The organism is Shewanella sediminis HAW-EB3, from assembly GCF_000018025.1.
GTDB lineage: Bacteria > Pseudomonadota > Gammaproteobacteria > Enterobacterales > Shewanellaceae > Shewanella > Shewanella sediminis.
Window position 1 is genome coordinate 4,094,742 of the sequence record NC_009831.1, and the last position, 15,651, is coordinate 4,110,392.

At 46.8% G+C, this 15,651-nt stretch carries 9 protein-coding genes; 3 read left to right on the forward strand and 6 right to left on the reverse strand.

The window, feature by feature from the left end:
- Window positions 1-60: 60 nt before the first annotated feature.
- A complete protein-coding gene (gene torS / locus SSED_RS17585) occupies window positions 61-3,090 on the reverse strand; it encodes a TMAO reductase system sensor histidine kinase/response regulator TorS (RefSeq protein ID WP_012143699.1) in 3,030 nt (1,009 codons plus the stop codon).
- Window positions 3,091-3,240: 150 nt separating this feature from the next.
- Between torS and torT the strand changes: the two genes are divergently transcribed.
- Window positions 3,241-4,368, forward strand: a complete 1,128-nt coding sequence (gene torT, locus SSED_RS17590) for a TMAO reductase system periplasmic protein TorT (RefSeq protein ID WP_012143700.1) — start codon at window positions 3,241-3,243, stop codon at window positions 4,366-4,368.
- A gap of 222 nt (window positions 4,369-4,590) precedes the next feature.
- Here torT and torR read toward each other — a convergent pair whose 3' ends face one another.
- A complete protein-coding gene (gene torR, locus SSED_RS17595; RefSeq protein WP_012143701.1) occupies window positions 4,591-5,301 on the reverse strand; it encodes a two-component system response regulator TorR in 711 nt (236 codons plus the stop codon).
- Window positions 5,302-5,542: 241 nt separating this feature from the next.
- Between torR and SSED_RS17600 the strand changes: the two genes are divergently transcribed.
- Window positions 5,543-5,914, forward strand: coding sequence for a PilZ domain-containing protein (locus tag SSED_RS17600; RefSeq protein ID WP_012143702.1), 372 nt, complete (start codon window positions 5,543-5,545; stop codon window positions 5,912-5,914).
- 428 nt (window positions 5,915-6,342) lie between these two features.
- Here SSED_RS17600 and SSED_RS17610 read toward each other — a convergent pair whose 3' ends face one another.
- Together SSED_RS17610 and radA are read right to left on the reverse strand one after the other, a co-directional pair.
- Window positions 6,343-8,511: an Ig-like domain-containing protein gene (locus SSED_RS17610; RefSeq protein ID WP_012143703.1), complete on the reverse strand. Its 2,169-nt coding sequence runs from the start codon at window positions 8,509-8,511 to the stop codon at window positions 6,343-6,345.
- Between the two features lie 739 nt (window positions 8,512-9,250).
- Window positions 9,251-10,624: a DNA repair protein RadA gene (gene radA, locus SSED_RS17615; RefSeq protein ID WP_012143704.1), complete on the reverse strand. Its 1,374-nt coding sequence runs from the start codon at window positions 10,622-10,624 to the stop codon at window positions 9,251-9,253.
- Window positions 10,625-10,958: 334 nt separating this feature from the next.
- Between radA and SSED_RS17620 the strand changes: the two genes are divergently transcribed.
- Window positions 10,959-13,373 (forward strand): PilZ domain-containing protein, encoded by a 2,415-nt coding sequence (locus tag SSED_RS17620; RefSeq protein WP_012143705.1) that lies wholly within the window; start codon window positions 10,959-10,961, stop codon window positions 13,371-13,373.
- An 81-nt stretch (window positions 13,374-13,454) separates the two neighbouring features.
- Here the strand turns inward: SSED_RS17620 and SSED_RS17625 are convergent, their stop codons facing one another.
- Both SSED_RS17625 and serB read right to left on the reverse strand, forming a co-directional pair.
- Complete coding sequence (locus SSED_RS17625) at window positions 13,455-14,399, reverse strand: alpha/beta fold hydrolase (protein WP_012143706.1); 945 nt, start codon at window positions 14,397-14,399, stop codon at window positions 13,455-13,457.
- Window positions 14,400-14,629: 230 nt separating this feature from the next.
- Window positions 14,630-15,622: a phosphoserine phosphatase SerB gene (gene serB / locus SSED_RS17630; protein ID WP_012143707.1), complete on the reverse strand. Its 993-nt coding sequence runs from the start codon at window positions 15,620-15,622 to the stop codon at window positions 14,630-14,632.
- Window positions 15,623-15,651: the final 29 nt, after the last annotated feature.

Below are 15,651 nucleotides of genomic sequence, written 5' to 3' on the forward strand. Positions count from 1 at the left end.
GGCTTATCAGGAGCCGCTGACGACCGAGAGGTGGAGGGGCGAGTCCGCCCCTCGGCTGAATTATGGCGTAAGTATCCTCTCCAGCTTATCGATCGACTCTCGGTATAGCTGCGATAATTGTTGGTGTTCACTGACTTGATAAGCCTCCCCCTCCAACGCCTTACACCGTTCAGCCATGGCAATAAGGCCCATACTCGCACTGCTCCCCTTAAGCGCGTGCAGGAGTGTTCCCGTATGCTTGGGGTATTCACCTAAGGCCTGTATTTGAATCTGGCTGGACTCTCTATACAGCTCGAGCATCTCAGTGACCGCATCGAGTCCGAGGTAATCGATATCCTGCTGTATCTGGTTCAAATCGATCAGTGACTCAGCCTTATCGACATCAGTGCTTCCATTACTCTGCTCTTCTACGGTACTGCCCAGAGGCGGTACAGATGCCTCCTTCGGTGATTGGATTTGAGCGACACCAATCCAAGCCGCTAACGATTGCATATTCAGCGGCTTACCCAATACGATATCGAAACCGGCCCTCTGATAACTGACAATATCATCGGCCTGGATCTGGGCGGTGAATGCGGCAATCTCTAATCGGTGAGATGCCTGTTTGTTGATGTTCTGCAACTCTTCGAGCAGCTCGATCCCGGATCCGTCCCCCAATTGAATATCCAGCATGATGGCATCAAAGCCTTTAGCCGTATCCGGGCGGTATAACTCGCGCGCTTCAGCGCAGCTATTGGCAAGGGTGGACTCGTGACCTAAGTGCGCCAGGAACCCCTGCGCCACCATGGCATTCACTTTATTATCTTCAATCACTAATACCTGCTTCTTACTTACTTCATTCAACGCCTGGTCGCAGGTACTGATGGCTTGCTTACAAACATGCAAAGGTAAACTAAAGCCAAAGCGGCTGCCCTTATTAACCTCACTTTCCACCCAGAGCCGGTCAACGACTTCAGTTGTTTCACCACAGTCGCTGTCCGTGTCTCCTTCGCAATTCTCACACATCAATTCCACCAGCTCTTTACTGATGGCCAGCCCTAAGCCGGTTCCTCTTGAGCGCCCAAGATTCGGTTGCGAACTATATGCCTTAAACAGTTGGGTTTTGGCATCAAGACTGATCCCTACCCCGGTATCTATCACCTCGAAATAGAGCCGTTCTCCCTCGATATAAACTTTCAGACGCACCTCTCCCTCAGGGGTAAACTTGATGGCGTTACCCAACAAGTTAAACAGAACCTGTCTCAGCTTAGGGCCATCGATACTGATACACTGTGGCAGTTGGGGGCTATCCAGTACCAGCTTTAACCCTGCTAACCCGGCGCCGGCCAACATGATCGCCACGACCTCATCGAGCAGATCATTGATGGCAACCGGGCGGCATTCATTAGTCAGCTTCCCTTGTTCGAGGCGGGAGAAATCTAAGATATCGTTTAACACCGTTTGCAATAGTGTGCCGCTATATTGCGACAGGGCTAACATCTGCTTTTGAGCCACCGGTAGATCCGAATGGCTCAACAAAGTCAGGGTACCCAATAATCCATTGAGCGGCGTTCGAATTTCATGACTCATGGTGGCAAGAAACAGCGACTTAGCTTGGTTGGCCTGCTCTGCCATCGTTCGGGCCTGAGCATGACCCTTGGCCTCCGCATCCAACTGTCTGTTTGCTATTGCCAGCTCCTGGGTTCGAGCCTCGACGGTGATCTCCAGCGCCGCTTTATGTTCTGTCAGTTCGGCGGCACTGTCCCTCAACTCAGCCTGTAACTTCTGGTTATGGGCCGTCTTCTGTTTGAATGCCTTCAACGCATTAGCCATCGCCGTCAGCTCATCATCACCATGTGAATTAATCGTCACCTGGGTATCCCCCAGACTCAGTCGGGACAAGGCTTCGGTGGCTTCGTTTAACCTCAGTGCGATCCCTTTGTATATCACCTTGTAGATGACTAATAATATCACCAGGAACATAAGAACTCCGGTGCTCCACAGACCCGCCTTAGCCCAGGACAGCTGCTGCAGATAATCGATTCGGGCAAGTTCAGCTTGTTGCTGTTGTGTCGCCATCGCATTGTCGACGGCCTCGTTGAGTCCATACAACTTATCGGACAGCGCCTGTAGTTGCTTGTCCTGCTCCTTTAGCAGCTGAGAGTATTGTTTTTGTGCAGCCAGTCCCTGAGACACCTGACGCAATATAACCAGTTCCTTATCGAGCTCCAGTGCCCGGGCGGGGTCCCTGATTAAGCCCTTGAGCAGTTCCAGAGCCATCAAGTCAACTTTGGGACCGATATTGAACATTGGAGATGACGTTGGAGAAGTCGATGACGGAGCTAAAGGCTGGATCTGGTATGAGCTGCTCATTGCCGGCATTTGCGACATACCGCTGAGTACTTTTAACAGCCCGGTCTCCTGCTCAGGAGACTGAAGTAGCTGACCTACCAAGGCAATATTATGGATCAGTTTCAGGGCTCGATTGAGTCGCTCCTGAATATCTAAGTCTTGTTCGATAACGGTATCGAGCAGATAAGCACTCTTAGAATTTCCGGCAACCTCGGGATACGCCAAACTCAATTTAGCCAGGATGGCAGAATCGACCACGGCCAACTCGGCCTCAAGTAAAGCAGTGCTATGGCTTGCCGCCCTGGCTAACGCCTCTCCCTGAGTCGAGAGCTGCCCGGCAACGGCCAGGCGTTTTCCCACTTGCAGGCCTAACTGGGACATATCATGAATAATCTCGCCGGCAGATAACTCTAAACGACGAGCACTCTGTACCTCCAGCACCTTAAGGCTCGCAATCGCCCCCAGCATGTTGGCACTGTTTATCGACAGGGTTCTCCCGATAAACTGTCGTTGTGGCTCTTCCTCTACCCTACCCAAAGCGGTGGCATTTTCGGCCAATGCATTTGAAGATTGAACCAGTGAACGTGCGGCTTGAGAAGCCGGAAGCGCTTCATCATAGAGGTATTTATCGGCTAACTTAACCCAGTAGAGGCTCAGGCTGCCCAGAGAGACTAAGAGCAATAACAGGAAACCCAGCAGGCAAAAAGCCAACATTAGGCGGCCGACCAGGCTTTTTCTGGATAGTGATAAATTACTCACTCATATTCCTTCTATGATTTAATAATACAAATATGCTTTAAATATCAAACTTGAAATAATACAGATGGTGATAAATGACTCACTCATATTTCTTGAATGTTTTAATGATACAATGCGATTTAGATATAAAACTCAAAATGACGCAGGTCCATGATTGTGAAACAGTGCCTACAGAGCAAAATAAACTTATTTATAATCTGTTTATTGCCGCTTTTTTTTACGATGAACGTACATAGCACGCCGTCCTCATTAAACTGGTCATTAGAGCAACGCACTCCCTATAATGCCAAAATTCAACACGCTTCAGCTCTGGATTATCATCCTCTTAAAAATACCATAAAACCATGGAAAATATGCGCCTTAGTGCCTCATCTTAAAGATGCCTATTGGATTGGCATCGATTACGGCTTAGTTCAACATGCTAAAGCCCTCAATATTAAACTCGAGCTATTTGAGGCTGGGAGTTATTATGGAAAAAAGAAGCAGTTAAGCCAACTCTCTCACTGCATGAACCATGACTACGACGCTATTTTACTCGGCAGTGTCGACCCTAAGCTTTTATCCTATTACTACGACCCTATCACTAAGCCTGTCATCGCGCTGGTTAACCGCATCGACAGCCCGAAAATTAAGACCCGAGTCGGCGTCAGCTGGTATCAGATGGGCTGGCATGCCGGTCACTTCATTAAAGATCAGGTAGAAAAGAGCCGTCTTGAGAATCATGACAAGCCCCATCACAAGAGTATTAGTAAGGAGCAAGCCAATACCACCCTTGCCCTGTTGACCGGGCCGGAGAAACAGGGGGGCAGTGATTGGGTCGAACAGGGGATAATGGCCGCTCTCGAAAACAGTAAAGTGACAATCTCATCCATTCGTCACGCCGATAACAACCGTAATCTCTACCGGGATCAACTGCATCACCTACTCAACGACCAAACCCCAGACTATATCTTAGGCAGCGCCGTAGCCATTGAAGCCGCAATCGGGGAGATCCAACATAAGAAGGTTGAGGAGCGGGTCAAACTGGTCAGCAGCTACCTCTCTCCCGCCGTTCTGCGCGGTTTATTCAGGAATAAAGTCGCCTTCAGTAGCGATGACTTGGTGGTTCTGCAGGGAAAGCTGGCCATAGATATTATGGTGAGAGTACTGGAAGGCGCGGGGGAGTTTGGTGATATCGGCCCCGCCATTCAGATGCTACAAAAAGATGTGTTGAGCGATAACATATTGAGCGACAGTCTGGCTCCCGCCGAATTTTATCCCATTTACAGAGTTAACTGATTTTGAAAGCTAAGAAAGTTGTGAGTTGTAAGTAATGAGCTCATGACAAAAGCAATGCCCGAATAATGAGTATCCCGGACTCGAAGGCGTTGAAGCTGGATCCTGAAATGAATTCAGGATGACGAGCATTCAAGATCTAGCCCTCAAGAGCAGGAGCATTCGCGGCTAAAGCCGCTCCTACATCTCAAGCATACAAGCGAGGTATACAAGCAAGCTTACAGCTTATCCACTCACTGTCGCAGAGAAGAGGTAACCTTCCCCGTGTACGGTGACAAACAGATCCGCATCGAGTTTGTTTCTCAGACGCCTGATGATCACATCTATGGTTCTGTCATTCACATCCTGATTTCGATGACTAGTCTGCTGCATCAACCGCTCACGAGACAGAACCTGCTGTGGATGAAGGGCAAATGCGGCTAATAACTCAAACTCGGCTTTAGTCAGCTTTATCAGCTCATCGCCGCGCCTCAACTTACGACTATTGAGCTCTAGCACATAATTATCGAAGGCAATTTCATCATCCTTCTGGTCGAGTTGCTCAACCACGGCTTGCTCCGCTTTTTTCACTAACGACATCCGCCAGAGCAAGTTTTTAACTCTGACAAGCAGCTCACGCAGCTCGAAGGGCTTAGTCACATAATCGTCGGCGCCCATCTCTAGACCGATGATCTTATCGATAGCTTCATCGCGTCCGGTCACCAGGATGATGCCGACATCGGAGCGGCTACGTAACTCTCTGGCCAAACTCAGGCCATCGACACCGGGAAGATTGATATCTAACATCACCAGATCGATGTGCTGACGATTGAACTCATTCCACATCTGTTCGCCATCTTGAGCTTCATGAACCCGATAGCCCTCTTTCTCAAAATAGCCTTTCAGTCTTGCGCGAATTACCGCTTCATCATCAACAACCAGTACGTTATACGCCACGGTATCTAACCCCACCTCAGAACACTTCCTACATTATTCACATTTTCTCATATTTGCATATAAGCAATGCGTAAAATATTCACCCTTAGTGGCATTTATTGTTCAATTTTTAGCGCTGAGATCAATGAAAGCAGATTTATAGTCGTAGATTTTTTACTCTGACTATAAACTGGCTTATGCTTAGGCCTAAGCGTATAAATTTTTTCAAGATCTTTTCTGACAACCAGATTAAGGATAGCGTATGGATGAGAGACGTCAGTTTTCCCGTATATTGTTTGATACTAAAGCCAGTCTCACCCAAGGCAGAAATATATGGACCACGAAAATTCATGACTTAAGCCTAAACGGTGCCTTAGTCGAGAAGCCCGCCGATTTCACTCTCGGTGACGGCGCCCTGTTTCTCAGCTTCTCTCTGCCCGACTCTGATATCGAGCTAACCATGGAAGCCGAACTCGCCTATAAGGAAAAGGGGCAACTCGGATTAAGCTGCATCCATATCGACGTCGACAGCATCAGCCACCTGCGCCGAATGCTGGAGCTAAATCTGGGGGACTCGGCCCTACTTAACAGAGAGTTGGAACACTTTATCGATGTGCATGACAGAAAAGACTAACCCATCAACATCTGCCACCTTCGAATGAAGGTGGTTTTACATTTTCAGTCTGTTTCTTTGATATTGGGTGGATGGTTGAAGGTTTAACCTTCGTTGTTATCTATCGCCTCCGGCGGGGGATGTGCAGATACTCCTTCGGGACGGTGAATAGAAACCTCAGGTTTCTGAGCTTATGAACGAGAGGCATGGATGCCGAACTGGCTTTTAGATACGGATATCGTTGTAAAGCCGTCCGTGGCCGCTTAGCGAAAACTTCCCTGTTTTCGATACCCTCAGCCACATCTACACTTGGTGATTCAAAAGAAAGATACCTCTTCGATTTTGGAATGTTGGTTGAGATTACTAATAAGAAAATGCCACAAAGCAAGTCTGAATCAACTCGATAGTAGCCAGTTGTACATTTTAATTTCTAGCGTTGTTATCGGCTTTTAATTTTGGGGCTTAGCCGTTACTTCGATAGTTCCTGAATAGATATAGCCACCAGTCATTCCTGAAGCAAGATCTTGTTCCTTAAAATCATAGTTAAATAGCTCAGTACCAACAAACTCGGCAGCGGGAGTATATACAACCTTATTATTAACTACATTGGCAGAGCCATTTAAGGGTTGGTCTACAGAAACAATAAATAGGTTATCTCCATCAGGGTCAGTATCGTTCGCTAAAACATCAATTGTTATGAGTTGGCCAGATGTTCCATCTGCGTAATCGTTGGCTGGAGTAGCCATGTTGTTTGCTCTAACATTAATTGTAACTGTTCCGGTATCAGAACCGCTTTTTGCGATACCATTTTTGCTATAAAAATCAATTATATTATAAGTAAAAGTATCGACTCCTGAAAAGCCCGGATTAGGGATATAGCAATGCTTACCACCTGAGTTACAATAACTGACTGTACCATTAGTGGGTTCAATTAAATTGGAATTGACCAACTTAATATCATCCCCGTCAGGGTCAGCGTCGTTGGATAACAAGTCTAATACAACTCTAGGTTCTCCAGAGTTATCCAAGAAACCTTCGATATAAAAATAAATATCATCTGAAGCTATTGGGCTCGTATTATGTCCTGATGCTGAGCAGTCCCCAAAATCCCAACATACGAATGGGGGAGTTATACCAAAAAGATTTTTATCTACACTTCTAAAAACCTTATCGTCATACCTATAGAATGTGAATAAAGCGAGTTCTCCAGGGCCTGTGAGATTCGTTTCGATTATATCTTTGGCAGGATAGATAATATCAAAAGTATGGATTCCTGCCGTAAGTGTCTGCCTCGCTTTACTTTGAAAGTGCTTTGAATCCCATACGTTGTGAATGGCAGCTTCCTTGAGTCGCGCTCTAGCCTCGTATACGCCATCTTCAAGCACATCAACAATAAATGAAGCTTTTATCCCTTCATAAATATTATTTCCGTCTTCGTCAACAAATGAAAATGTAGCGGATTTTTGGTCGATAATTTCTTTCTTTCGGGCAAAATCATTCTGGTCATACTGTTTTGTAGACCCGAGATTTTCATGGTAACTCACAAGCTTATGGTTTGTATCATCAAATACTTTTACAATTTCTAGATTGATAGGGCCTGAATTATGCCACTTCCTTAACTTCAACCCATCGAAATATACGCTATGCTCTGAACTTAGAGGATCGATTTTTGAGTAGCTAGTGTTATAGGATTTCTCAGATGAACCTATCTGTACAGCAAGAGAATACTGCTTATCTAACGGAATACTTCCCTCCAGCTCTATAACTATTTTTAACTGATCGAAATACCCATCACCATCTGTATCAACTCCTTGATCGGTAAAGTTACCTGCTAATTGAAATGGCGATACAGAATTTACTCTTATAGACGAATATGAACTGTCTTTGTGAGTAACGCCATTAATATCTACAACTGTTGATTCGAAAAATAAGCTATACCTCCCAGTTTGAGGAAATATATAACCGGTGTAATAAATGCCATCATTTGCCAGCAGATCACCTAATGCCCCATCGTCGAACATCTGCTTAGTTACAGATGGTAAATCCTTGTGGTGAATAGTTAAAACAGCATTTGCTGGATTAAGTGTCTGTAAACCATCTTCTAATATCGTTTGTGTCAATGAAACGGTAGTAGAAGTATTTACTGCAATGATAGGGCTCACATCATTTTCGAAAGAAAGCCCCCCTCCCTTGTACGAAAATGCTATTGGTATCATGCTTTTGGAGTTGTTTACTGTCACATCCCCGGCAATAGTAGTGGCACCAACTGGGACACCTGCTAATTTAATAAATACCGTTCTAACTGGAAAGACCCAAATACTTTCGGCACCTACTGGTATGAAGCTTTTAATTGAGACATTGTGCTCGTCCGCATTTTCAGTGGTCACAACCGTCCCATCAGCCAAGGTAACGCTGATATTCTGTACTTCAGTCGATTCAGGAAGCATTACATTAACTACTAAAGATGCTGATTGTGGAATAACAAATTGATGCTCAAATTTTCCGTCAACGATGTTAATGTTTTCGGTAAAATTTCCACCACTGATTACTGAATTTTGTGCATGGGCTTGATTCCATAAAAGCATGAATCCAATAAGAGATAGTTTTAATAAATTCATATTTAATCCTTCCGTTGGACTAGATTTTACTTAATATACCACTAACTTGTTTTCACATCATAGTATCGATAATAGTACTATGGTTTCGAGCTTGGTAAGCGTCCTTCCATTTTCGCCAACAATTTTTAACAGGTTTAAATCGCGTTACTCCTACTTTCTGTAATGTGAAATGGGGGAGTAAGCTGGAATTCAAGCAATACATCATTAAGAGCTTCGCGGCTAAAGCCGCTCCTACAGGTAAAGCACAATGCTTAAACCTATCTCACCCACTTTAATAGAAGAAAAAAACACCTCGAAACCAGAGCTGGTGAAATGCAGCAGTGGGCATTGGCGAAATTGACCAAGAAATTTGAGCAACCTTCCAACTCATCGCTACCCGGTTCGACGGTTCCCCGTTGGAAGTTGCCGGAGGGTATCGTAGAAAACATCGTGAACTCCACATGGATGTGGAGTTAGTTTTCGGGGGGCTTGGATGCCCCATCGAAAACGTTAGTTATTTTCAAGATAGACCGGAGGCCTGTACTTAATGCATGTAACTTCGCCGGGGCGTCATGGAGGATGCAAGGAGGATAAGGACGAGCAGTCCTCCTTGCCCTGGTGTGGAATGGAATTCCACGACGTTAGTTGTTAGACGCAGTCTAACGATAAAGATTCAAGCGAAGCTTGATTAACTAATAGGATATTTGAAACTTGTTATCTGACAAGTCCCGCCCACATCTGAAAAATGAAATTAGTAGAGTTAATTTATTAACTCAAGCAACTCATGGATAGTCTTTACCGGATTGATCTTAGCCCCTAGCCCTTCCATCGACTTGTGGTAGTTACGGAAAGGGATAAACACTTCGGTGAACCCATGTTGAACGGCCTCTTTCACCCGCGGCACGCCACTATCTATCGGGCGGACATCACCATTCAGACTCAGCTCCCCCATGATGCAGGTGGTTCTTGGGACAACGAAATCATTTAGGCTGCTTAGCAGTGCTGTGACCAACGCCAGATCGATACAAGTTTCTGACTCATCGATTTTGAGCCCGCCGACTAAGTTGAAATAGGTATCGTGAAAAATCTTCGTCTTGGTGTGTTTACGCAAGATCCCCGTCAGCATCTTAATACGGTTCATATTAAGCCCGACACAGACGCGCTGGGGGAACTCCCCCTCGGTTTCGGTGGTTAAGCACTGAATTTCAAGCAGCAGGTTACGGTTGCCTTTGCGGATACAGGTGATAGCCGCTCCCGGAGACTGAGTCGTCGAGCCGGAGAGGAAAATTTCGCTGGGGTTATCGACACTGAGCATGCCGCGCTCGGTCATCTTGAAGATACCGACGGTGTCGACATCCCCGAAACGGTTTTTATTGGCTCTGAGGGTACGCACCTGACCGTCGTTGCACTCCAGGTGGGTAAGACAGTCGACGATATGAATCAAGGTCTGTGGGCCGGCGGTTTCATTATTTTTATTCACATGCGCCACAAGGAACATGGTGACGTTATTCTGCTTGCAGTATTGCGTCAGTGACTGGGCGCTGCTTTTAACTTGCGAAGGGGAACCCGGGCTGCCATTAGCCAGGTCGGTGACGACCGCCTGAATTGAGTCTATCACCGCAAACTTAACCTGCTTTGCCTCGAGTTCGGCAATGATGGCTTCGACGCTCGTTTCCGCCATCAGGTACAGGTTATCTTCATTACAGCTCAGCTTAAGACGGTTCACACGGTTTTTAAACTGTGACAGCGACTCTTCGGCTGTACAGTAGAGTGACGGCATCAACTGTGACATGCGAGAGACGAGATCGGACAGTATGGTGGTCTTACCCGCCCCGGGGTCGCCGGAGATAATATTCACCGAGCCGGTAGTTAACCCGCCGCACAGAACGCGGTCCAGCTCACCTATGCCGGTCAGCATCTTTTCGGCTTCAACTTCCTTAACTTCATTGAGTTTTTTTGAGCCACCGCCAACCGCACCGGCATAACCCGACACCGAAGCGCCGGCAGACTTAACCGCACCTAGGCGAACTTCGGTGATGGTATTCCATTCATGACATGCACTGCATTGGCCTTGCCACCTGGGAAAGTCCTGACCACATTCATTACACACATATGCTGTTTTAATTTTAGCCATAGCTCTTTATATAGGAAGATAGATAGTTACTGAACCCGAAAGGTCGATTATGACGTAAGATATGAGCTTGAGAAAGCGACTTTTCCTTTGCAGCCAAATTCCTGCAATGACAAGTGGAGATCTATAATCCAAAACTTAAATGATAGTGTCTAAGAATAAGGAGTTATAATATGATGGTTTTACCAGTTAGCTATCAAGTAGTGTCGTTACCTGCCGACATAATATTATCAGTAACCGAACGCTAACTGTGACTAAATGCTATCAGCGACATAATACTATCAGCTACATAACAGCAGCCCAAGATAGAATAGATCCCATAAGAAGAAGCGAGTAGATGAGTTTAGACGAACATAGCGCCTTAATTGAGCAGCTCAAGCCCCTGTTAATGGAACCCGATTTTCAGGAGCTATTTCAGCAGCTGACAGCAGATGAATCGAATTCCACCCGCTTTTTGCTGAAGATGGAACTCAATCGAATCTCTTCGCCTTGCAGTCGTATCATAGATCTCAGAGACAAGTCTGAACTCCCCTGTGAAGAGGTGATCCACAACAATCAGCATCACTATCTCGACAGTCCCGCTAAAGAGAGCTTTATGCAATCTATGGCGCTTTATCGCGATCAATATACCTTAGGGGTTTATGAGCAGGTCATCGAAGCACATAAGCAGCGCAAGCTAAAACTACGTAGCGGTGAAAACAGTCAAGACAACGGGCAACTCACCCCCTTCATCGCAAAGGGCGTCGTCTTAGGTAATTACTTTAATCGCTGTGAAGAGAGGATGAATTACAGCATTCGGATCTCGACACTGCAATCGGGAAGAGCCGAGATCCCCGGGATCACCGTCGACCTATCGGTAGGTGGCGCACGGATAAGACTGCCGCTGGCACATAATTTCGATCTCGATAAACCGATAAGAGTCAAACTGCTGGAGCTGAGCGAAGAGTATTATTATGAAGACCTTCAAAAAGGGGTCGATTACGAAATAGTCGATACACAGACCAGCTCTGAGTATTGCTGGATGCGTCTCAAACGCGTCGGCGGCACAGAAGAGCTGGCAAAAATGCTGTCGAACCTGATTAAAGGTTACAAGTACCGCTATAAGGTCGATATCAATGACGTTTTAGTGGCTGCGACCGGCCTGGGTTTTGAGCGTCACTATCTGCCTCATCTTCCTCACCTGCCGTTATTTGTCGAATCCGATGAGGGTCAGTATAAAATCACTCATAAGCTCCTCAGCCGCGATAATCAGCAGCTACAATATTTCTTCCGGGATGAGAGGGATATCAGTCAACTGTCGGGTATGTTGTCTAGCCGGAGATTACACGCACTGCTCGGTGAGCCTGACAATAAAGATCACAGCCTCTTCTTCTGCTTCACCTTTCAGACTCAAGGTTGCGTCTTTTTTTACTCGGCGACATTAGCCGAACTTAAAAGCAAAAAACTATTGGCGCTGTTTCTCAGCTTTGGCGCCACCAAAGCTTCATGGAAAGTCTTTAAGTTAGCGCATCACAAGATAGACCATAGCCAATGCTACAAAGCCAGCATTCTCCCCGGTGATGATAGTGGCTATTCGTCACTGACCGAGGCACAACTCAAGCGATTCACTCATGTATTACAACTGATAGACCTCACGGCCGAACACGCTCAGGTCGATTATCAGACCTGGGGTGGTAAGAGTGATAAAAAAGTCAACGAACTGAAGATATTTGGCCAACAGAAAGTCACCGCCAACCCGATAAAACTGCTTTCACTTCAATTTAGCGAGAGAAGAAATGAGGCGCGCTTCGCCTTCAAAACTCAGGTAAACATAAACCAGGGCAAGCTTACGGCGACAGGCTTCACCCATGACATATCGAGTAAAGGGCTGCAACTGACCCTAGAAAGTCCGGTTCAATTTAATAAAACAGCACCACTACTGTTGAGCTTCCCTAAATTACAGCCGCTTGCCGGGAAAACTAAACTCAACCATCTCGCTTATCGACTGATAAGAACCAGAAAGAATAACGTCACCATTCATCTGGCTGCGGCGATGGGGCATAGCCCCCATGCGGGGGTTGAGTTTTTAAATAAACTCATCATCCATAACGAAGAGAAGCTGGAAAAGGTCACTGAGGCCCACAGTGAAACCAAAGAGTTGGCTGACGGTTTAAAAAACCTGTTTATGCGCCATTTAGATTCGGTGCCTTTCTTTATCGAAAAAACGGCCAAGTCGGCACAGCTTTCAACTCTGGGGATAGGCACCCATAAAAATGTCATCATGGATCTCTTCGCCGCGTCAGCCTCTGAACACTTAGAGTACAACTTAGAGTCTCTACTTAAAGATGGGCGCTTGAAGAGAGAGTTCATCGATCCTATCAGAGCCATGAAGCCCCAAAACGGTTTAGAGTACTTTGAAGTCTATCTTCAGGTATCGAGACAATCTCAGGGCCAGGTCAGGGTAAAGTGTCTTCCGCCAACGGAGATCGGTGATAACAATGCCAGACAGCACTTCATCAACCAGAGTAATAATCTGGGACGTTTTATGGCATTGAGAGTCTATCGTGGAGCATCGGGAAAACCGGATCTGGGCTACATTCGTCGGGAGCTCGAATATATCAACGCACACGCCCCCCATAAATCTAAGAAATTAGAGGAGCTGTTATGGCGGATCATCGGAGTTGGCGAGCTGCTGGATATTACCGAAGAGGTTCAGCTGAGATACCCCGACCTTTATGAATACCCTGAGCAGCAACTTGAGGTTTCGGCCTGAGCCAGAGATGATGGTAATAAATGGAGGTGTAAACCTCCATGTAGGAGCGGCTTCAGCCGCGAAAGCTAGGGGACCAACTAATCAACAGTGTCTTCGCTCGGGCTTACAGTTCAGATACCATTGTCTGACCTGAATGAAGTGATCGTCCACCGCATCTTTATGGGTCAACATATCGGCATGGCCATAATCGTGTTTAAACCCCTTGGATTTAGATAACAGGGTATAGTTCACATCCTTAAGCTGACACTCCTCAACCATGCGTCGCACATCGGCGGGGTTTCCTAAGACATGATCCCCTGAGCCCGCAATAAACCAGGACTTGGGCCACTTTCCCTGCTCGGCAACATCTCTGGCGGCCCTTGCGTAATCGAAACCGTCATCGTGGTCTATCCAATCTCCCCTCACCCAATCGATGCTTTGAGCGAGTGACTGACGACTCTCATTATCCATTCCCATTCGCCACTTGTCGGCAGCCAGATAGCCATGACTCCATGCTATAGCTTGGGCCAACTTGTTCCACCCCAGATCGACCATCATCCACTTCTTCAGCGATCTGATTTTAATCCTGCGCTTGCTGCCAAAAGTAAGAAGTGAGGCCACACTGTCCTGAAACAGGGGGAATCGGCTAATCGCGCTGGCCATAAGCACGCCGCCCCACGAATGGCCGCACCAATGAACCTTAGATACTTTAGGGTGTAACCCGAGAATATAGTGATGGATCAAGGGAAGCTGGTCACGAATAACCTCCCCCTGGCCGCCAGTAAAGCCGCGTTGCAATTTTGGCGTACTCAGGCCGCGTCCCTGTGTATCGAGCGCATAGACAACAAATCCTGCCTCGGCTAAAAAGCACGCCAGCCCCCTTCCGGTTTCACTGTAGAAGACACGTCCATTGGACATGGCACCATGAAGCATCAGGATCGGTGGTTTTGACATCTCTTTGATGTCGCTATCACTCGAACGAATCTGCCTCAAATGGAGTCTACCGCCGAGGTATGGGATAAAATGCGAGTCTTGTTTTATGGCCACGAGCGAATCACTTTTTCTAATTTAGAGATTAATTTACTGAGTCAGTATAGGAAAAACAAGAGTAATTACTCAACTTACACAAGGTAAAACGCAAGGCATAAAATAACAGGATTAAGTTCAGAAAGATAAACGTCGTTTTAAACATAAAAATAACGCCTAAACAGTGGGCCATAAAGCTGCACCAAGCAGCCTTATAGCCTTATACCGTTAGTATTATAGAGATTGCGATTCTAGGAAGAGATTGAGTCTAGCAGTAACAGATACGGCAGCACCCTTAAATCCAGCTGACTGATAGAGACATCGGCAGCCTGTTTTAGCTTAGGCTTAGCATGATAGGCGATGCCGAAATCTGCCGCCTCTATCATGGGGATATCGTTAGCACCGTCACCTATGGCTAATCTCTGCCCTTGAGGGATATCCCACAACTGCGCGCATCGTTGCACGGTATCGGCTTTAAACTGCGCATCGACCACTTGTCCGGAAACGGTGCCGACCAGCTTCCCCCCCTCGATATCCAGCTTATTAGCATAGGCGGCATCGAGGTTTAATAACTCCTTAAGGTGCCCGACAAAGGGGGTAAAACCACCCGAGGCGACAACCACACGCCAGTCATGAGACTGCAGCTCGCTCACCATCTCGGTTAACCCGGGCATTAAAGGCAGTTTATCGCACAAGGTTTGAATAATTGATTCATCGGCCCCGGTTAGCTGAGATACTCTGCCCCTCAAGCTCTCCTCAAAGTCGAGCTCCCCCAGCATCGCCCGCTCTGTGACTTCGGCAACGGCTTCGCCGACCCCAGCCATGGCTGCCAGCTCATCGATACATTCAATCTCGATAGCGGTCGAGTCCATATCCATCACCAATAAACCCGGGCTATTGAGGGTCGGCGGCTCTGCAGCCATTGAAAAAGCTTCAACCTTCTCAAGGGAGGAGAACAACTGCAGATGTGTCTGGGTAAGTGGCTCATCACTGCATAGTTCGATGCAGTTAAGCCCGCTCTTTCTGTCGATGAACGCTAAACTGAAGGGTAAGGTCGACTGAGAAATCGCCCTCGCTATCTCAGCCTCAACATCTCGCATTGCATAGATGAGTCTAAGTCTGGCTCCTCCTTGTGGAGCCTGGCACTCGACATGGCGTGACAGAGCCTGGCCATGAAATTGATAACTGGCTGTCTCTTCATTAATTAACCATGAAAACAGTGAAGTGTGGCTCAGACTTTCCATTAGTAACGCATCTCCAACTACCGGGTAAG